This window comes from Streptomyces sp. CA-181903 (assembly GCF_050937075.1).
Lineage (GTDB): Bacteria > Actinomycetota > Actinomycetes > Streptomycetales > Streptomycetaceae > Streptomyces.
In genome coordinates this window covers 1,383,037-1,401,542 of the sequence record NZ_JBNJLY010000001.1, presented here as the reverse complement: position 1 = coordinate 1,401,542, position 18,506 = coordinate 1,383,037, and the positions used below count along the sequence as shown (strand labels likewise).

Sequence of the window (18,506 nt, the reverse complement as noted above, 5' to 3'; positions counted from 1 at the left end):
CATGCGACATCGGTGCGCCGGGCCCCTCGGTCCGGCGCACCGCCGTGTCGGACGGGGGTGCCGGGCGGGACTCAGGCCGTAGAGTGGCGGGCACTGTTGAGCCACCGCCCCCTAGCCCGAGTTGGACCGATGCTGCGATTCACCGCGGGACGAACCCCGCAATCCCGTCGCCTCGCGAGGACCGCGAGCGGCACCCGCCCGTCCCGCCGTCTGGCCGCCGCCCTGGCCGTGCCCGTCCTGCTGCTGACCGCCGCCGGCTGCGGCTCGGACGACGACGGCTCCAAGAAGTCCTCCGAGAGCAGTTCCAAGGCGTCGGCGAGCTCCGGCTCCGCGCAGGGCGGCTCGAAGATCACGGTGACGGGCGCCTTCGGCGAGCAGCCGAAAATCACCGCCCCGAAGGACGCCAAGGGCCCGGACAAGGTGCGGATCACCACGATCACCGAGGGCAAGGGCGCCACGGTGGAGAAGGGCGCGTTCGCCCGGCTCGCCTTCGCGGTGCAGTCGACCCAGGAGGGCACCACCGCCAAGGGCACCTGGAACCCCGAGCCGGGCCAGGACACCAAGGGGCCGCGCCGCGAGCTGGTGCAGCGGGTGGGCGGCGGCGAGGGCGGCGGCCAGGTGCCGGACGCGGTCGCCGACGCCCTGGTGGGACGCAAGGTCGGCACCCGGGTGTGGGCCGAGGGCACGCTGAAGTCGATGTACGGCGACAAGGTCCAGCAGAACGCCGACCAGACGCTCGTCTGGGTCCTCGACGTCGTGGGCACCGGCAAGGTCGACGCCAAGGCGGAGGCCAAGGGCGAGCAGGCGAAGCCCGATTCGGGGATGCCGGAGGTCAAGGCCGAGTCCGGGAAGGCGGCCGAGATCACCATGCCCAAGGGGGAGAAGGCGCCCAAGGAGCTCAAGGAGCAGGTGCTGATCAAGGGCGACGGTCCGGAGGTCAAGGCCGGTGACGGCCTGGTCGCCCAGTACACCGGCGTGCTGTGGGACGGCGGGAAGAAGTTCGACTCGTCCTGGGACCACGGTGGCGCCACCGCCTTCCAGATCGGCACCGGGTCGGTCGTCTCCGGCTGGGACAAGGGCCTGGTCGGCAAGCACGTGGGGGACAGGGTGCTGCTGGTGCTCCCGGCCGAGCAGGCGTACGGCAGCAGCCCGCCGCCGGGCAGCGGCATCCCCGCCGATGCGCCGCTGGTCTTCGTCGTGGACATCGTGGGCAAGGTCTGACCGGCCATCGGGACGAGTTCGGACCGCTCATCTGCGAAACTTGCACGGTTGTCCGAAGATTCCGTTCGTAGGAGCACTTACGTGAACATCGAGAAGCCGGAGATCGACTTCCCCGAGGGCCCGGCCCCGTCCGACCTGGAGATCGTCGAGCTCTGGGAGGGCGACGGCGCGGTGGCCAAGGCCGGCGACTTCGTCAAGGTCCACTACGTGGGCGTCGCCTACTCCACCGGTGAGGAGTTCGACGCGAGCTGGAACCGGGGCAACCCCCTGGAGTTCCAGCTCGGCGCCGGCCAGGTCATCCAGGGCTGGGACAAGGGCATCCAGGGCATGAAGGTCGGTGGCCGCCGCCGGCTGACCATCCCCGCCCACCTCGCCTACGGCGACCGCGGCGCGGGCGGCGGCCGGATCGCCCCGGGCGAGACGCTGATCTTCGTCTGCGACCTGATCGCCGTCTGACCGGACGCCGACCGGTCGTGACCGAGGGCCCGCGCGAACTGCGCGGGCCCTCGGCTTTTGCCGGGTGACCCGTGAGCGGTACGGTCATCGGTTGAAAGAACATGAGAAGAGGGCGAGAGGGCGTCGATGGCGATTGCCAAGGCCGAGCGGCTGATGAATCTGGCGCTGTGCCTGCTGGGGACGCGGCGTCCGCTCAGCAAGCGGGAGCTGCGGGGGTCGATCGAGGCTTACATCGAGGCCTTCGGGCCGGGGAACGCGATGGCTTTCGGGCCGGGGAGCGAGGTGGCCTCCGGTGCGGACGTCGCGCCCGACGGTGAGACGACCGCCTCCCCGTCCTCCCGTACCGCCGGCACCGGCAGCGACGACGCCTTCAACCGCATGTTCGAGCGGGACAAGGAGGACCTCCGCGAGCTGGGCCTGATCATCGAGACGGTCGAGGGCGTCGACGGCGAGACCGGCTACCTCGCCCGCCGGGACAGCAACCGCCTCCCCCCGATCACCCTCGACGTCGAGGAGTCCGCGGCGCTGGGCCTCGCCGCCAAGGTCTGGCAGCAGGCGCGGCTGGCGTCGGCCGCCAGCGGTGCGCTGCAGAAGCTGCGCGCGGCCGGCATGCCGCTGGCCGAGGACGCGTACGAGGGCGGCGCCCTGGAGACACGGATCCCCGTGCACGAGGCGGCGTTCGAGCCGCTGATGCTGGCGGCGCGCGACCGCAGGACCGTCGTCTTCGACTACCGCAAGGCCAACGCGGCCCGCCCCGAGCAGCGGCACGTCGAGCCGTGGACGCTGGAGTGCTGGCGCGGCCACTGGTACCTGGCGGGCTGGGACCGCGAACGCGAGGCGGAGCGTGTCTTCCGCCTCTCCCGCATCACCGGCCGCGTCCGGTCGCGCGCGCTGCCCTTCACGGCGCCGGTCCCGGACCACGTCACCGTCCGCGAGACGGTGGAGAGCTGGGCGGGCGAGACGGCCACCGGCACCGCGCTGATCAAGGTACGGGCGGGGCACGGCTACCCGCTGCGCGCCAAGGCCCTGTCCCGCCGCGACCTGGGCGACGGCTGGGACGAACTGGAGATCCCGTACGGGCACGGGCTGGACGCCTGGCTCGTCGAGTTCGGCCCGGACGTGGTGGTGCTGGAACCGGGCGACCTGCGGGCCGACGTCCTCGACCGGCTGCGGGCCGTGGCCGAGGGCTGACGGGCGCCCGCCGGCGCGCCCCGGCGAGCGGACCCCTTCGGACACCAGCGGACTTCGAGCAGGTCCGAGCGGACCTTCGAGCAGGTTCAAGCGGACTGTGAACGGAAAGGTACGGACCGACCCCTCATGGCCGGAAACGCCATCGACCAGACCCGGCGGATGCTGTCGCTGGTCACCTACCTGCGCGAGCGCCCCGGCGCCCGCGTCGCCGACGTCGCCCGGGCCTTCGGCATCACCGAGGACGAGCTGATCGGCGACCTCGACGTGCTGCCGATGTGCGGTACCAGCTTCCGCGGCGGCGACCTGCTGGACATCGACACCGACGGCGACCGCATCTGGTGGCACAACCCGGACGCGTCCGGCACCAGCACGGGCGAGCCGCTGCGGCTCGCCGCCGACGAGGCCACCGCCCTGCTGGTGGCCGCCCGCGCCGTCGCCACCCTCCCCGGGCTGCGGGAGAGCGACCGGCAGGCGCTGGTCCGCGCCACCGCCAAGATCGAGGCGGCGGCCGGGGAGACGGCGGGCGCCAGCTCGCGGCTCTCGGTCACCTTCGAGTCCGAGGGCGGCGTCTTCGCCGACGTCGACCGGGCCATCGCCGAGCGCCGCCGGCTCTGGGTCCGCTACTACTCGCCGGCCCGCGACGAGCTGACCGAGCGCGAGGTCGATCCGATCCGGCTGTTCGCCGTCGGCCACACCTATATGGAGGCGTGGTGCCGGCTCTCGGAGGCCCGGCGCACCTTCCGGCTGGACCGGGTGGCCGAGATCCGGCTGCTGGACGAGGTCTCCGACCCGCCGCCCGTCGAGCCCCGCGACCTGTCGGCCGGGCTGGTGCAGCCCGCGGCCGAGGACCCCGAGGTCGTCGTCGAGGTGGGCCCCGGCGGGCGCTGGGTGGCCGAGTACTACCCGCACGACAGCGCCGACGAACTGCCCGGCGGCGGCCTGCGGATCACCCTGCGCACCCCCGACCCCGCCTCGCTGCGCCGGCTGGCGCTGCGGCTGGGCCGGGACGGCCGGATCGTCTCGCCCCCGGAGCTGGCGGCGAGCGCCCGGGACGCGGCGCGCGAAGCCCTCGCGGCGTACGGCGGGTGAGGTGGGAACGGTGAACGGGTACGCGCGGGAGCTGTCGGACGCGGTCTTCAAGGCCGCCTGCCCCGACTGCCGGGGGAGCTTCGAGCTGGCGGCCGGCGCCTTCCGGCTGGCGATCGGCGGCAGCCGGCGCACCACCTTCTACTCCTTCACCTGCCCCGACTGCGGCGCCTCGGTACGCAAACCGGCGGGGGAGCGGATCGTGCAGCTGCTGACCGGCGGGGGCGTGCGGACGCTGCGGCTGCACTCGCGGGTCTGACGGGTGCGCTGGGTGTGACGGGGCGGGCGGTGTCCGCCGGAGGGCGGCCCTGTGCCCGTCCGCCGTTCCGCCTTCGGTAGGTTCGTCCCCATGCTCTTCCCCATGCTCGCCGTCGCCCTCTCCTTCTGCGGCATCGCCGTGCTCGGCGTGCTCGCCGCGCTCGTCCTGGCGCAGGTGCGCCGGCTGGCCCGGCAGGTGGAGGAGAGCTCCCGGCGGATCACCCGGGCGACCGAGGACCTGGAGCGGGCCGCCGCGCCGCTCGCCGCCGAGGCCGCGCGGATGGCGCACGGCGCACGCCCGGAGTGACACCCGGCGCACACGAACGTCCCGGAAGCGGCCGACGGCCGTCTCCTACGCCGGAACCGCTGGCGGTACGCTGGTGCGGGTGACCCAGCCGACGAAGCGGAGGGTCGCCCGCGGGAACAGCGGGGGAACGGCGGGGAAGTACGCGCGGGGATTGCCCGGCGTTCATCCTTGCGCGTTACGATCGCTGCCGTACGACTGCTGGACAAAACGACTTGTCGATGACTCGTCGGTCCACAGCTCCACACCCCTAAACCGCTTCGGTGAGAAGGTAAACGCTTATGTTGTTCGGACGGATCGGGGCCCCCGAGATCATCCTTATTCTCGTCGTTGTCGTGCTCCTGTTCGGCGCCAAGAAGCTCCCCGACATGGCGCGTGCCCTCGGCAAGTCCGCCCGCATCCTCAAGAGCGAGGCCAAGGCGATGAAGTCCGAGGGCAAGGACGCCGCGGCGCCCGCCGAGCCCGCGGACCAGCAGACGGCGGCCCCGCGTACGATCAAGGCGGCCCCCGGTGACGTGACCTCGCGCCCGGTCCAGGAGCCGGCCGACCGCACGACGCAGCGCTGACGACCGAGGACGACTGGGGCGGTCGCTCGGGCGACCGCCTGCCGCACGAGATAGGGACGTGGGTTGCCCAAGTCTGCCCGCAAGAAGGAGAAGGACCCCGAGGGGCGGATGCCGCTCGCGGAGCACCTTCGTGAGCTGCGCAACCGGTTGGCGAAGTCGGTCATCGCGATCGTGATCATCTCGATCGTCTCGTTCATTTACTACCGCGAGATCATCGAGGTGTTCCAGCACCCGATTCAGCAGTCCATCGGCTGCCACGTCTCCGTCAAGGAGCTCCTGGAGACCAAGTCCGGCACCAAGACCAAGTGCGGCACCCTCACGATGTCGGGGCTGACCGGGCCCTTCGCCCTGTCGATGAAGGTGGCCATGGTCTCCGGTCTGGTCCTGTCCAGCCCGGTGTGGCTCTACCAGCTCTGGGCTTTCCTGGCCCCGGGGCTGCACCGGCACGAGAAGAAGTACGCGCTCAGCTTCGTCGCGGCGGGTGTGCCGCTCTTCGCCGCGGGCGCCTGGTTCGCGTACACGATCATGCCCACGGCCGCCGAGGTGCTGATCGAGTTCACACCGGACGGGGTCACCAACCTCGTACCGCTGGACGACCTCCTCGACCTGATCATGCGGCTGATCATCGTCTTCGGTCTCTCCTTCGAATTGCCGCTGCTGCTCATGCTGCTCAACTTCGGCGGGATTCTCACCGGTCGCCGGATGCTGGGCTGGTGGCGCGGCATGATCATGGGCGTCACGATCTTCGCGGCCGTGGCGACGCCGACCGTCGACCCGTACTCGATGTTCATGCTGGCCGGCCCGATCGTCGCGCTGTACTTCATCGCCGTCGGCATCGCCCTGCTCAACGACAAGCGCAGGGGCAGGGCCAACCCGGACCGTCTCCTCGACGACGACGAGGCGGCGCCCCTGGACCTGACGCCGGAGTCGGTCGGCGATGTGGAGCCGTTGCCCGCTCTGGACCGGTCGGGGCGTGAGGGGCACAACGGGCAGCCGGTGCGGCGGAACGGGTTCGACGACTTCACCTGATCCTGATTCGCGTTCTTCGGGGCGGCAGCCGGTATACGGCTGCCGCCCCTTCCCGTAAGGTCCGCGCGTGACCAGCGACGTCACCCTCTCCGCCAATCCCGCGGCCGGCCGGGGCCGCAGGGCCCGTGCCGCGCGGCCCCGGCCGCCCGGGTGCTGCGCGCGGCCGGGGCGCGGGTGGGGGCTCTGCCGGTGGTCGTGGAGGCGGTGCCGGGTGCGGTGCGGGTGCTGGGGGTTCGGGGGAGTGAGCCCCGGTCCCTCCCCTTCGCCACTTTCTGGGGCTGCGCCCCAGACCCCGCTGTCGCGGCTTCGCCGCTCGTCCTCAAACGCCGGACGGGCTGAGATCAGCCCGCCCGGGGGCGCGGTGCAGGCTCCCGCAAGAAACGGTAAATGGGGATGCCCCCCTCTGGGGGAGGAGCCGGGGCACAGTTAAAGATCGGGTACCTGTCCGACCCGCCCGGTAGGCTCGTAGACAAGATGACCGACGACATGTCCCCTGCTGAGCGCTATGCCCTGGCGAAGCGACGCGCCGCGGAGCAGGCCACCGCGCTGGCCTCCTTCCGTGAGATGTACGACTTCGAGCTGGATCCGTTCCAGATCGACGCCTGCGAGGCCCTGGAGGCCGGAAAGGGGGTGCTGGTCGCGGCGCCGACCGGCTCCGGCAAGACGATCGTGGGCGAGTTCGCCGTCCACCTGGCCCTCCGTGAGGGCCGCAAGTGCTTCTACACCACCCCCATCAAGGCGCTGTCCAACCAGAAGTACAACGACCTGGTGAAGCGCTACGGCGCCGCCAAGGTCGGACTGCTGACCGGTGACAACAGCGTCAACCCCGACGCCCCGGTGCTCGTGATGACCACCGAGGTGCTGCGGAACATGCTGTACGCCGGGTCCCAGGCCCTGAACGGGCTGGGCCACGTGGTCATGGACGAGGTGCACTACCTCTCCGACCGCTTCCGCGGCGCCGTCTGGGAAGAGGTGATCATCCACCTGCCCGAGTCGGTGACCCTGGTGTCCCTGTCGGCGACGGTCTCCAACGCCGAGGAGTTCGGCGACTGGCTGGACACCGTGCGCGGCGACACCGAGGTGATCGTCTCGGAGCACCGGCCCGTGCCGCTGTGGCAGCACGTGCTGGCCGGGCGGCGCATGTACGACCTGTTCGAGGAGAAGACGGGGCCGGACGGCACGCCCGTCACCGGCCGCCGGGAGGTCAACCCGGACCTGGTGCGGCTGGCCCGGATGGAGAACAGCCGGCCGATGGGCGGCCGGGACCGCCGCCGGGGCCGGGAGGCCGACCGCGAGCGGGAGCGGCGGCAGCGCAGCCGGATCTGGACCCCCAGCCGGGTCGAGGTCATCGAACGGCTCGACGCCGAGGGCCTGTTGCCCGCCATCACCTTCATCTTCAGCCGGGCGGGCTGCGAGTCCGCCGTCCAGCAGTGTCTGTACGCGGGGCTGCGGCTGAACGACGACGAGGCCCGGCGCCGGGTGCGGGAGATCGTCGAGGAGCGGACGGCGTCGATCCCTGACGAGGACCTGCACGTCCTGGGCTACTTCGAGTGGCTGGAGGGGCTGGAGCGGGGCATCGCCGCGCACCACGCCGGAATGCTGCCGACCTTCAAGGAGGTCGTCGAGGAGCTGTTCGTCAGGGGCCTGGTGAAGGCGGTCTTCGCCACCGAGACGCTGGCCCTGGGCATCAACATGCCCGCGCGGTCCGTGGTGTTGGAGAAGCTCGTCAAGTGGAACGGCGAGCAGCACGCGGACATCACCCCCGGCGAGTACACGCAGCTGACCGGCCGGGCCGGCCGGCGGGGCATCGACGTCGAGGGGCACGCGGTCGTGCTCTGGCAGCGGGGGATGGACCCGGGTGCCCTCGCGGGTCTGGCCGGCACCCGGACGTATCCGCTCCGGTCGAGCTTCAAGCCGTCGTACAACATGGCGGTCAACCTCGTCTCCCAGTTCGGCCGGCACCGGTCGCGGGAGCTGCTGGAGACCTCGTTCGCCCAGTTCCAGGCGGACCGTTCGGTCGTCGGCATCTCGCGGCAGGTGCAGAAGAACGAGGAGGGCCTGGCGGGCTACCGCGAGGCGATCACCTGCCACCTCGGCGACTTCGACGAGTACGCGCGGCTGCGCAGGGAGCTGAAGGAGCGGGAGACCGAGCTGGCCAAGCAGGGCGCCGCCCAGCGCCGGGCCGCCGCGGCCGCCGCCCTGGAGAAGCTCAAGCCGGGCGATGTGATCCACGTGCCGACCGGCAAGTTCGCCGGGCTCGCGCTGGTGCTGGACCCGGGGCTGCCCGGCCGCGCCGACCGCTCCCGCGGCTACGACTACGAGGGGCCGCGTCCGCTCGTCCTCACCGCGGAACGGCAGGTCAAGCGGCTCGCGGCGCTCGACTTCCCGGTGCCCGTGGAGCCGCTGGAGCGGATGCGCATCCCGCGCACGTTCAACCCGCGCAGCCCACAGTCCCGCCGCGACCTCGCGTCGGCGCTGCGCACCAAGGCCGGGCACATCGTGCCCGATCGGCACCGCAAGGGCCGGTCCGCGGCCGTCGACGACGCCGAGATCTCCCGGCTGCGGACGGCGATCCGGGCGCATCCCTGCCACGGCTGCGACGAGCGCGAGGACCACGCCCGCTGGGCCGAGCGCTACCACCGGCTGCAGCGGGACACCCGGCAGTTGGAGCGGCGGATCGAGGGCCGGACGAACACCATCGCCCGTACCTTCGACCGGATCTGCGCGCTCCTGACCGACCTCGACTATCTGCGGAACGGCGAGGTGACCGAGCACGGCCGGCGGCTCGCCCGGCTCTACGGCGAGCTGGACCTGCTCGCCTCCGAGTGCCTGCGGGAGGGCGTCTGGGACGGGCTGGCCCCGGCCGAGCTGGCGGCCTGCGCGTCCGCGCTGGTCTACGAGGCGCGGATGAGCGACGACGCGGTGGCGCCCAAGCTGCCCTCCGGCGCGGCCAAGGCGGCGCTGGGCGAGATGGTCCGCATCTGGGGTCGGCTGGACGCCCTGGAGGAGGCGCACCGGATCAACCAGGCGGAGGGTGTGGGCCAGCGCGAGCCCGACCTCGGGTTCGCCTGGGCCGCTTATCGCTGGGCCTCCGGGCACGGGCTGGACGAGGTGCTGCGCGAGATCGAGATGCCGGCCGGTGACTTCGTCCGCTGGTGCAAGCAGCTGATCGACGTCCTCGGCCAGATCGCGGCCGCCGCGCCGCACGGCAGCCCGGTCGCGCGCAACGCCCGCAAGGCGGTCGACGGCCTGCTGCGCGGGGTGGTGGCGTACTCCTCGGTGGGGTGAGCCGCGCCGGTTCCCGATCGAGAGCCCGTTCCCGGAAGTCTCCGGGGACGGGCTCTTTCGCGTTCCCGGAAGCCTCCGGGGCGGGCTCTTTCGCGTTCTCCCGGCCCCGCCCAAACGCGATACATCGCGGGGTTGCTCTTTCCGGGTAACGCGATATGCTTGTCGACGGATATACGACGACGAGGAGTCGACGTGTCGAAGGCAGCCCGGCGGAAACTGAGCAACCCCTTGGCGCTGGCCGTCATGGTCACGCTGTTCGAGCGGCCGATGCACCCGTACGAGATCGCCAGGGTGCTGCGGCTGCGCGGCAAGGACCAGAGCATCAAGATCAACTACGGTTCGCTCTACACCGTGGTGCGCAACCTGGAGAAGCACGGCTTCGTCGAGGAGGCCGGCACCGACCGCAGGGGCAACCGCCCGGAGCGCACCCTCTACGGGCTCACCACCGCCGGTCGGCGGGAGGCGCGCGACTGGCTCGCCGACTTGGTGGCCGTCCCGGCGCGGGAGTACCCGCTGTTCGAGACGGCCCTGTCGCTGCTCATGGCGCTGCCGTACGACGAGGCCCGCACCCTGTTCGACGAGCGGATCGCCGCCCGCGAGGGCGAGGCCGCCGGGCACCGGGAGTCGCTCCGGGGCCTCGACGGGACGCTGCCCCGGCTGCTGCTCGTCGAGACGGAGTTCCGGCTGCACATGCTGGAGGCCGAACTGGACTTCCTCCATGGCTTCCGCGCCGACCTCGACCGGGGCACGGTCGGCGGCACCGCCGAATGGCGCGAGCTGAGCGAGACCGGCCGGCTGCCGGAGACCCTGCGGAAACTGGAGGAGGCCGTGGGCGAGAACGCGGAGTGAGGGACGGTCGTCCGGGACCGTCCGAGAAGACATCGAAAAACGAAGTCCCGGCGGGTGCTGCTGCAACAGCCCCCGCCGGGACCCCGGAACCCCGAACGGGCCTGCGGGGCAGGCCGGCTGTCGAGGTGCGGCACACCCAGGATAGCCCGGCACCCCCGTGGACCGGTTCGTCATACACCCGAATCCGGCGGCACCGGATTCGGCGTGCACCGAACCCACCGACACACGGAGGCCGCTCAGCCATGAGCACAGCCATGCCCGTCGGCACCGCCGCGCCCGCCATCGAGGCGCGCGGGCTGACCAAGACCTACCCCGGCGGGGTGACCGCCCTGGACGGGCTCGACCTGACCGTCCGGCCCGGCACCGTCTTCGGGCTCCTCGGCCCCAACGGTGCCGGCAAGTCCACCACCGTCAAGATCCTCACCACCCTGGCCCGGCCCGACGCCGGCACCGCGTCCGTCGCCGGCCACGACGTCCTCCGCCGGCCCGAGCGCGTACGGCGCGCCATCGGCGTCGTCGCCCAGCGCTCCGGAGCCGACCCCACGGCCACCGGGCGCGAGAACCTGCTGCTCCAGGGCCGGCTCTACGGGCTCCGAGGGGCCGCCCTCGCCGCCCGCGCCGACGAACTGCTGGCCCGCTTCGCCCTCACCCACGCGGCCGGCCGGCCCGCCCGGACGTACTCCGGCGGCATGCTGCGCCGGCTCGACGTCGCGATCGGCCTGGTCCACCGGCCCGAGGTGCTGTTCCTCGACGAGCCGACGACCGGGCTCGACCCCGAGGCGCGGACGGCCATGTGGGAGGAGATCGGCCGGCTGGCCGGTGAGGAGGGGCTGAGCATCCTCCTCACCACCCACTACCTGGACGAGGCCGACCGGCTCGCCGAGCGGATCGCCATCGTCGACCGCGGGCGCGTCGTCACCACCGGCACACCCGACGGGCTCAAGGGCGAACTGCGCGGCGACGCCGTGCACGTGGAACTGCGCGAACCGGTGGACCCCGCGGCCGGGCCGGCGCTGGCGGCGACGCTCGGCGCGTCCGCCGGCGTCCGGGAGGCCGCCCTCGACGGACACCGGCTGAGCGCCCGGGCGGACGACGGCGCCGCGGCCGTCCCCGCCGTCCTGGCCGTGCTCGCCGGGGCCGGCGTCCCGGTCGCGTCCGTCACCGTCGCCCGGCCCTCCCTCGACGACGTCTACCTGCGGCACGCGGGGCGGCGCTTCGCGGACGCGGACGCGGGTGCGGACGCCGTTCCGGCGGGGGGTGCCCGATGAGTGCCGTCCTCCGTCACACGTGGTACATGACGCAGCGTCAACTCACCGCTGTGGTACGGCAGCCCGCCTTCTTGGTGATCACCCTGATCCAGCCGGTGATCTGGCTGTTCCTCTTCGGCGCCCTGTTCCGCCGGGTCGTCGAGCTGCCCGGCTTCGGCGGCAGCTACCTCGACTACCTGGTGCCGGGGGTCGTCGTGATGAGCGCCCTCTCCAGCGCCATGTGGGCGGGGATGAGCACGCTGGACGAGATAGAGCGCGGCACGCTCAACCGGTTCCTCACCACGCCGGTGAGTCGGGGCGCGCTGCTCAACGCCAACGTCGTGCAGCAGGCCGTGAGTACGGCGGTCCAGTCCGTCGTCATCGTGCTGCTCGGGCTGGCCGGTGGGGCGGAGTACCCGGGTGGGGCCGGTGGGCTGGCTCTGCTGGTGCTCGCCTCCGTGCTGCTGGCCGTGGTGACCGGTGCCGTGTCCAACACGATCGGCGTGCTGGCCCGGCAGCGTGAGTCGATCATCGCGCTGAACACGTTCCTGCTGCTGCCGCTGACGTTCGTCTCGTCCGCCTTCATGAAGCCGGAGCTGATGCCGGGGTGGATGCGGCACGCCGTCGACTACAACCCCGTCGACTGGGCGCTGACCATGAGCCGGTCCGCCCTGGCCGGTGACCCGGACTGGGGCCTGGTGCTCGGGCGGTGCGGGCTGCTGCTGGTGGCCGGGCTGGTCGCGGTGTGGGTTTCGGGGCGGACGTTCCGGGCTTATCAGCGGTCCGTGTAGTCCGTGTAGTCCGTGTAGTCCGTGTGGTTCACGAGTCCGGGTAGGTCCGTGGGGGCGGGCGGGTGCCGGGGTTGGTCATGCCCCGGCCCTTCCTCCAGAGGGGGCACCCCCGACGGACTGTGTGGTGCCCGGGCTACCAGGACTCGTCGGGCCGCTTCCGGGCCCGCCTGCGGCGGCGGCCGACGAGGAAGTACGTGACCGAGGCCGCCACCAGGGCCGCGGCGGACGCGATGCCGACGATCGCCCCGGTGCCCGGGCCGCCGTCGCCGGCCCGGGCCGCGTGGCCGCCGCCCTCGGAACCGTCCTCGTCGGGGGCGGTCTCGCTGGTCCGGTCGACGACCTCCTTGTACGCGTGGGGGCCGGCGCAGAAGTCGCGGTTGGCCGGGTCCATGGCCTTCGGCACGGTGAACCTCACCGACTCCAGGGGGGAGTCCTCCTCCTCGTCACCGCCGCCGGCCACGAGGTCCACGGCGTAGGTGCCGGGCTGGATGTCGCAGCGCACCATGCCGGCGAGGTCGGTCCACCAGCCGTCGGCCTTGCCCTCCTTGAAGTTCTTGGACAGGCGCTTGACGGGGGCGACGAAGGCGGGGGAGCGGAGGGCGAGGGCGTCGTGCGCGTCGAGGGTGGCCCGGTCGGTGGTGATGGTGAACACGGCCTCGCCGCCGCGCTGCGGCTCGCGGCCGCCGGGGCGGAGGCGCAGCGCGGACGCGCCGGCCGGGCCGGTGGACGCGGTGGGGCCGGGCGAGCCGGCGGCGCAGGCGCCGGTGCGCCCGCCGGTCACCGTCAGCCGCGTGGTGGCGGCGGGCTTTCCCGTGCCGTTCAGCAGCACCTGTACCGGGTGCTCGCCGGGCCGGGCGTCGCAGCGGACGTGGCCGCGGACCGGCATGGTGGTGTCGTCGGCCTTGTTGCGGTCGAAGTCCTTCTTGGGGACGGTGATCTTCGTGTCGAAGACGGGTGACTCCACCACGACGGAGTCGACTCCCTCGGGGGCCGGGCCCTCGACGGTCACGACGAACTCGGCGTCGCCCCCGCGCGGGGCCGGGTCCGCGCGGGTGATCTCCGTGTGCGGCGTGGCCGGTGCCGGCGCGGCGAGGGCCGGGCCGGCCGCCGCCAGGGCGAGGGCGGCGGCGGCCGTGCTCGCGAGGGATATCCGTGCGGGGCGCATGGCGCTGAGCTTATCCCCGGGGGCGAGCGGGGGCGGTGGGCGGCCGCGGGGCGAGCCTGCGGTGCGGGATGTGTGGGTGTGCCCCGGACCCTCCCCAGGGGGCACCCCCCGCTGTGCTCAGACGCCGGACGGGCTGGTCGCCCTCTCCTGTTCCGCCTCCACCTGCTGGTTCCACTCCCGCTTGGACGCCTGCCAGCCGTCCTCGTCGTGGCCCCGGCGCCAGTAGCCGGAGATCGAGAGGCGTTCGCGGGGGATCTCCCGCTCCAGGCGCAGGTGGCGGCGGAGTTCCTTGACGAAGCCGGCCTCGCCGTGGACGAAGGCGTGCACGTCACCGGGCGGGAAGTCGAGGGAGCGGACGGCCGCCACCAGGGCCTCGCCGACGGGGGCGGCGCCACGGTGCAGCCAGGTCACCTCGATGCCGGGGGCGAGGTCGAGCTTCTGCTCCTCGTCCTCGTGGGCGATCTCGACGAACGCCCGGACGGTGGCGTCGGGACGGGTCGCCGACAGCCGTTCCAGGGCGGCGGCGATGGCGGGGAGGGCGCTCTCGTCGCCCGCGAGGAGGTGCCAGTCGGCGTCCGGGTCGGGCGCGTAGGCGCCGCCCGGGCCCATGAACAGCACCTCGGTGCCCGGCTCGACGTGGGCGGCCCAGGGGCCGGCCAGGCCCTCGTCGCCGTGGACCACGAAGTCGACGACCAGCTCGCGGGCGAGGCGGTCGAAGGAGCGGACGGTGTACGTCCGGGTGCGCGGCCACTGGTCGCGGGGCAGGTCCCGGCGGATGACCTCCATGTCGAAGGGCTCCGGGTAGGCGACGCCCTCGTAGGGGAGGAGGAGCTTGATGTAGTGGTCCGTGAACTCCCCGGCCGGGAACGCGTCCAGGGCCTCGCCGCCCAGGACGACCCGCGTCATGTGGGGCGTCAGGTGCTCGGTGCGCAGCACGTGTGCCCGGTGGACCGGACGTTTCCTGGGGGCGGGGCGGTCTGCCATGGATCGGTCTCCCTGAGCACGCGCGGGTATGAAGTATTAGTTAGGCCTGCCTAACCTAACACTACCCCTACCCGGGAAGGGCGGACAGCAGCCGCTGCAAGGATCCGCCCAGCCCCCACCGTTCGGCCAGTACCTCCAGGGCGCGCGCGTCGCGCGGGCCGGCCGGCAGGGCCGCGTCGAAGGGCGGCAGCGCCACATCGGACGCCACCCGCACCACCTTCGGCGCCACCGCCAGGTAGGGCCGCGCCTCGTCCAGCCGCCGGCGCTGCGCCGGGGTCAGCCTGGACGCCGGGTCGGCCACGGCCGCCAGGATGCCCGCCAGGTCGCCGTACGTGGCCAGCAGCTTCGCCGCCGTCTTCTCGCCGACCCCCGGCACGCCGGGCAGCCCGTCGCTCGGGTCGCCGCGCAGCAGCGCCAGGTCGGCGTAGCCGGGGCCGTCCACCCCGTACTTCTCCCGCAGAGCCGCCTCGTCCACCGGCTGGAGCGTGCCGACGCCCTTCACCGGGTACAGCACGCGCACCCCGCGGGCGTCGTCGACCAGCTGGTAGAGGTCCCGGTCGCCGGTGACCACGTCCACCGGGCCGGTGGCCCGCGCGGTGAGGGTGCCGATCACGTCGTCGGCCTCGTACCCCGGCGCGCCGACGCGGGCGATGCCCACCGCGTCCAGCACCTGCTCGATCACCGGCACCTGGGGGAGAGGGTGTCCGGCACCTCCTCCTCGTCCGTGCCCTCGGGCACCTCCTCGGCCACCCGGTGGGCCTTGTAGGAGGGGATGAGGTCCACTCGCCACTGCGGGCGCCAGTCCTCGTCCATGCAGGCCACGAGGTCGTCCGGGTGGTGGTCCTGGACGAGGCGGGCGATGAAGTCCAGCAGGCCGCGCACCGCGTTCACGGGCGTGCCGTCGGGGGCCCGCACCGACTCCGGCACGCCGAAGTACGCGCGGAAGTAGAGCGAGGCGGTGTCGAGGAGCATCAGGCGTCGCGTCACACCCCGATCATGCCGTACGCCACTGACACACCCCCGGCCTCAAGCGAAGCGGATGTCAGGCGGATGTGAAGTGGATCACTCTTCCGTTTGCTCCCGGAAAACGCGGGCAGGCGCGGCCGCGGAGCGGACCCGTCTGTGCCGGAACGGCGCGGGCGGGACGCGGGCCCGATGCCCGTCCCGCTCCACGGCCGCCCGCCGGGGGGAGGCGGGCGTCACCAGGTTCGACCCGTGAGGTGTATGTGTCCAGGCTGAAGGCCGAGCACTTGTACAAGGTGTTCGGCAAACGACCCGAAGCCGCCGTCAAGCGGCTCGAAGGCGGCGCGAGCCGCGACGAGCTGCGTGCGGACGGCACCACGGCAGCCGTGATCGACGCCTCGTTCGAGGTCGAGGCCGGCGAGATCTTCGTCGTGATGGGTCTCTCGGGCTCCGGAAAGTCCACCCTGCTCCGGATGCTCAACGGCCTCCTGGACCCCACCTCCGGCCGGGTCTCCTACGACGGGCGCGACCTGACCGCCCTGACCCCCGCCGAGCTGCGCGAGGTCCGTTCGCGCAACATCAGCATGGTCTTCCAGCACTTTGCCCTCTTCCCGCACCGCAGCGTGCTGGAGAACGCGGGCTACGGCCTGGAGGTGCGCGGCGTCCCGCGCGCCGAGCGCGAGCGGCGGGCCGCCGAGGCCCTGGAGCTCGCCGGCCTGGCCGGCTGGGAGCGCTCCTGGCCCGACGAGCTCTCCGGCGGCATGCAGCAGCGCGTGGGCCTCGCCCGCGCCCTCGCCACCGACGCCGACCTGCTGCTGATGGACGAGTCCTTCAGCGCCCTCGACCCCCTGATCCGCCGCGACATGCAGGACCAGCTGCTGGACCTCCAGAAGCGGCTGAAGAAGACCATCGTGTTCATCACCCACGACCTCAACGAGGCCATGCGCCTCGGCGACCGCGTCGCCGTCATGCGCGACGGCCGCATCGTCCAGAACGGCACCGCCGAGGACATCCTCGTCCGGCCCGCCAACGACTACGTCGCCTCCTTCATCCAGGACGTCGACCGCTCGCGGGTCCTGACCGCCGGCTCGATCGCGGAGAAGGACGGTGCCGGCGCGGACGCCGTCGCCACCGTGGCCTCGGGCACGCCGCTGGCCGACCTGTTCGCCCCGCTCGCCCTCGGCACCGGACCGGTCGCCGTGACCGGCGCCGACGGCGCCCCGGCGGGAGTGGTCACCCGGGACCGGCTGCTGGCCGTGCTCGGCGAGCAGCCGGCGGGGGTGACCGCCGGTGCCTAGGATCAAGCTCGGCTCCTGGGCGCAGTCCGCCGTGGACTGGCTCCAGACCCACCTCTCCTGGCTCTTCGACGCCATCAGCACCGTCCTGACCGGCCTCTACGACGGTGTGCACGCGGTGCTCGACGCGCCCGACGCGCTGCTGATGGCGGGCATCCTGGCCGTCGTCGCCTGGTGGCTGCGCGGGCTGCTCGCCGGGGTGTTCGCCTTCGCGGGCCTCGCCCTGATCGACTCCTTCGAGCTGTGGGACGAGGCCACCGCGACGCTGTCGCTCGTCCTCGTCGCCAGCTTCATCACCCTGCTGCTCGCCGTGCCGCTGGGCATCTGGGCCGCCCGCGACCAGCGCGTCAGCCGGGCGCTGCGGCCGGTGCTCGACCTGATGCAGACGATGCCGGCGTTCGTCTACCTGATCCCCGGCGTGATGTTCTTCTCGATCGGCCCGATCCCGGGCCTGTTCGCGACGATCATCTTCTCGATGCCGCCCGGCGTCCGGATGACCGAGCTGGGCATCCGCCAGGTGGACGGCGAACTCGTCGAGGCCGCGCGGGCGTTCGGCACCACCCCGCGCCACACCCTCACCCGCGTCCAGCTGCCGCTGGCGCTGCCCACCATCATGGCGGGCGTCAACCAGGTCATCATGCTGGCGCTGTCCATGGTCGTCATCGCGGGCATGGCCGGCGCGGGCGGCCTCGGCGAGACCGTCTACGCGGCCGTCACCCAGGTCGACATCGGCGGCGGCGTGGAGAGCGGCCTCGCGGTCGTCGTCCTCGCCATGTACCTGGACCGGATGACCGGCGCGCTCGGCAAGCGGGTCTCCCCGCTCGGCCGCCGGGCCGCCGCCAAGTCCCAGGCGGGCGCGCGCCCCTCGGCCGTCCTGAACTACCGTCCCGGCACCGCCGTCGCCACCGTCGGCGTCGTCGTCCTCGCCCTCGTGGCGGGCGGTATGCACCTGGTCGGCGGCGAGCGGGAGAGCGTGGCCGCCGGGTCCGACGTGGGCCGCGGGCAGAAGGTGAAGATCGGCTACTTCCCGTGGGACGAGGCCGTCGCCACCACCTACCTCTGGCAGAACGTCCTGGAGGCCCGCGGCTACCGGCCCGAGGTCAAGCAGCTCGATCCCGGCCCGCTGTACACCGCGCTGGCCCAGGGGCAGATGGACGTCCAGTTCGACTCCTGGCTGCCCACAACGCACCAGCAGTACATGGACCGGTACGGCGACAAGCTCAGCGACCTCGGCACCTGGTACGGCCCCACCTCCCTGGAGCTGACCGTCCCGTCCTACGTCAAGGATGTGAACTCGCTGGAGGACCTCAAGGGCAAGGCCGGCAAGTTCGGCGGGAAGATCGTCGGCATCGAGGCCAGCGCCGGCATGATGGGCAAGCTCAACGGCAACGTCCTCAAGGACTACGGCCTGGACGGCGAGTACAAGGTCGTCTCGTCCTCCACCTCCACGATGCTCGCCGAGCTCGACCGGGCCATCAAGAACAAGGAGCCCGTCGTCACCACCCTGTGGTCGCCGCACTGGGCGTACGGCACCTACGACCTCAAGAAGCTCAAGGACCCCAAGGGGGCCTGGGGCAAGGGCGAGAAGCTGCACGTCGTGGGCAAGAAGGACTTCGCCGCGGACTTTCCGCGGATCGCGGAGTGGGTGAAGGGGTTCACGATGTCCGAGAAGGATCTCGCTTCCTTGGAGGCGGAGATCCAGAAGGGTGGCAAGGGGAAGGAGAAGGCGTCTGCCGGGCGCTGGCTGGATGCTCATCCGGGGTTGCTGGACAAGCTGGCGCCGGTGCAGACGGGTTGAGGCGGGGCGCCTGCG

Annotated in this window: 15 protein-coding genes and 3 pseudogenes; 15 read left to right on the top strand and 3 right to left on the bottom strand. The window is 72.5% G+C overall.

What is annotated here, in order from left to right:
• The first annotated feature begins 129 nt into the window (after window positions 1-129).
• The 13 genes and pseudogenes from ACQEVS_RS06040 (at window position 130) to ACQEVS_RS05980 (ending at window position 12,286) form a co-directional block, all read left to right on the top strand.
• Window positions 130-1,221 (top strand): FKBP-type peptidyl-prolyl cis-trans isomerase, encoded by a 1,092-nt coding sequence (locus tag ACQEVS_RS06040; RefSeq protein ID WP_433016219.1) that lies wholly within the window; start codon window positions 130-132, stop codon window positions 1,219-1,221.
• 81 nt (window positions 1,222-1,302) lie between these two features.
• Window positions 1,303-1,677, top strand: a complete 375-nt coding sequence (locus ACQEVS_RS06035; RefSeq protein WP_433016216.1) for an FKBP-type peptidyl-prolyl cis-trans isomerase — start codon at window positions 1,303-1,305, stop codon at window positions 1,675-1,677.
• A gap of 126 nt (window positions 1,678-1,803) precedes the next feature.
• Window positions 1,804-1,917: pseudogene (locus ACQEVS_RS06030) on the top strand (WYL domain-containing protein); the annotation flags it as partial.
• Window positions 1,918-2,031: 114 nt separating this feature from the next.
• Window positions 2,032-2,868 (top strand): annotated as a pseudogene (locus ACQEVS_RS06025) (helix-turn-helix transcriptional regulator); the annotation flags it as partial.
• Between the two features lie 126 nt (window positions 2,869-2,994).
• Window positions 2,995-3,957 carry a helix-turn-helix transcriptional regulator gene (locus tag ACQEVS_RS06020; RefSeq protein ID WP_433016213.1) on the top strand — a complete coding sequence of 321 codons (963 nt, stop codon included), beginning with the start codon at window positions 2,995-2,997 and terminating at the stop codon, window positions 3,955-3,957.
• A gap of 10 nt (window positions 3,958-3,967) precedes the next feature.
• Entirely contained in the window at window positions 3,968-4,213 is a 246-nt protein-coding gene (locus ACQEVS_RS06015; protein WP_185944692.1) for a hypothetical protein, read from the top strand.
• Window positions 4,214-4,303: 90 nt separating this feature from the next.
• Complete coding sequence (locus ACQEVS_RS06010; protein ID WP_433016209.1) at window positions 4,304-4,519, top strand: hypothetical protein; 216 nt, start codon at window positions 4,304-4,306, stop codon at window positions 4,517-4,519.
• 281 nt (window positions 4,520-4,800) lie between these two features.
• Window positions 4,801-5,082: a Sec-independent protein translocase subunit TatA gene (gene tatA, locus ACQEVS_RS06005; RefSeq protein ID WP_433027299.1), complete on the top strand. Its 282-nt coding sequence runs from the start codon at window positions 4,801-4,803 to the stop codon at window positions 5,080-5,082.
• Window positions 5,083-5,145: 63 nt separating this feature from the next.
• Window positions 5,146-6,111: a twin-arginine translocase subunit TatC gene (gene tatC / locus ACQEVS_RS06000; protein WP_433016206.1), complete on the top strand. Its 966-nt coding sequence runs from the start codon at window positions 5,146-5,148 to the stop codon at window positions 6,109-6,111.
• Window positions 6,112-6,585: 474 nt separating this feature from the next.
• On the top strand, window positions 6,586-9,399 hold the full coding sequence (locus ACQEVS_RS05995; protein ID WP_433016203.1) for a DEAD/DEAH box helicase: 2,814 nt from the start codon (window positions 6,586-6,588) through the stop codon (window positions 9,397-9,399).
• Window positions 9,400-9,642: 243 nt separating this feature from the next.
• Window positions 9,643-10,248 (top strand): PadR family transcriptional regulator, encoded by a 606-nt coding sequence (locus tag ACQEVS_RS05990; RefSeq protein WP_433027296.1) that lies wholly within the window; start codon window positions 9,643-9,645, stop codon window positions 10,246-10,248.
• Between the two features lie 242 nt (window positions 10,249-10,490).
• On the top strand, window positions 10,491-11,516 hold the full coding sequence (locus ACQEVS_RS05985; RefSeq protein ID WP_433016200.1) for an ATP-binding cassette domain-containing protein: 1,026 nt from the start codon (window positions 10,491-10,493) through the stop codon (window positions 11,514-11,516).
• Window positions 11,513-12,286, top strand: coding sequence for an ABC transporter permease (locus tag ACQEVS_RS05980; protein WP_433016197.1), 774 nt, complete (start codon window positions 11,513-11,515; stop codon window positions 12,284-12,286). Before ACQEVS_RS05985 ends, ACQEVS_RS05980 begins: the two co-directional genes overlap by 4 nt.
• 133 nt (window positions 12,287-12,419) lie before the next feature.
• Here the strand turns inward: ACQEVS_RS05980 and ACQEVS_RS05975 are convergent, their stop codons facing one another.
• The 3 genes and pseudogenes from ACQEVS_RS05975 to ACQEVS_RS05965 form a co-directional block, all read right to left on the bottom strand.
• Entirely contained in the window at window positions 12,420-13,451 is a 1,032-nt protein-coding gene (locus ACQEVS_RS05975) for a hypothetical protein (protein WP_433016194.1), read from the bottom strand.
• Between the two features lie 117 nt (window positions 13,452-13,568).
• Window positions 13,569-14,435 (bottom strand): siderophore-interacting protein, encoded by an 867-nt coding sequence (locus tag ACQEVS_RS05970; protein WP_433016191.1) that lies wholly within the window; start codon window positions 14,433-14,435, stop codon window positions 13,569-13,571.
• Between the two features lie 67 nt (window positions 14,436-14,502).
• A pseudogene (locus ACQEVS_RS05965) lies at window positions 14,503-15,407 on the bottom strand (5'-3' exonuclease).
• A 254-nt stretch (window positions 15,408-15,661) separates the two neighbouring features.
• Between ACQEVS_RS05965 and ACQEVS_RS05960 the strand changes: the two are divergent.
• Together ACQEVS_RS05960 and ACQEVS_RS05955 are read left to right on the top strand one after the other, a co-directional pair.
• Window positions 15,662-16,696 (top strand): quaternary amine ABC transporter ATP-binding protein, encoded by a 1,035-nt coding sequence (locus tag ACQEVS_RS05960; RefSeq protein ID WP_433016188.1) that lies wholly within the window; start codon window positions 15,662-15,664, stop codon window positions 16,694-16,696.
• Complete coding sequence (locus ACQEVS_RS05955) at window positions 16,689-18,491, top strand: ABC transporter permease/substrate binding protein (RefSeq protein WP_433016185.1); 1,803 nt, start codon at window positions 16,689-16,691, stop codon at window positions 18,489-18,491. Before ACQEVS_RS05960 ends, ACQEVS_RS05955 begins: the two co-directional genes overlap by 8 nt.
• The last annotated feature ends 15 nt before the right edge of the window (window positions 18,492-18,506 follow it).

Excerpts from the sequence above, each read along its gene's own strand:
- ACQEVS_RS06040 (WP_433016219.1), top strand. The coding sequence starts at position 130 with ATGCTGCGATTCACCGCGGGACGAACCCCGCAATCCCGTCGCCTCGCG.
- ACQEVS_RS06020 (WP_433016213.1), top strand. The coding sequence starts at position 2,995 with ATGGCCGGAAACGCCATCGACCAGACCCGGCGGATGCTGTCGCTGGTC.
- ACQEVS_RS06010 (WP_433016209.1), top strand. The coding sequence starts at position 4,304 with ATGCTCTTCCCCATGCTCGCCGTCGCCCTCTCCTTCTGCGGCATCGCC.
- ACQEVS_RS05995 (WP_433016203.1), top strand. The coding sequence starts at position 6,586 with ATGACCGACGACATGTCCCCTGCTGAGCGCTATGCCCTGGCGAAGCGA.
- ACQEVS_RS05990 (WP_433027296.1), top strand. The coding sequence starts at position 9,643 with ATGGTCACGCTGTTCGAGCGGCCGATGCACCCGTACGAGATCGCCAGG.
- ACQEVS_RS05985 (WP_433016200.1), top strand. The coding sequence starts at position 10,491 with ATGAGCACAGCCATGCCCGTCGGCACCGCCGCGCCCGCCATCGAGGCG.
- ACQEVS_RS05980 (WP_433016197.1), top strand. The coding sequence starts at position 11,513 with ATGAGTGCCGTCCTCCGTCACACGTGGTACATGACGCAGCGTCAACTC.
- ACQEVS_RS05975 (WP_433016194.1), bottom strand. The coding sequence starts at position 13,451 with ATGCGCCCCGCACGGATATCCCTCGCGAGCACGGCCGCCGCCGCCCTC.
- ACQEVS_RS05970 (WP_433016191.1), bottom strand. The coding sequence starts at position 14,435 with ATGGCAGACCGCCCCGCCCCCAGGAAACGTCCGGTCCACCGGGCACAC.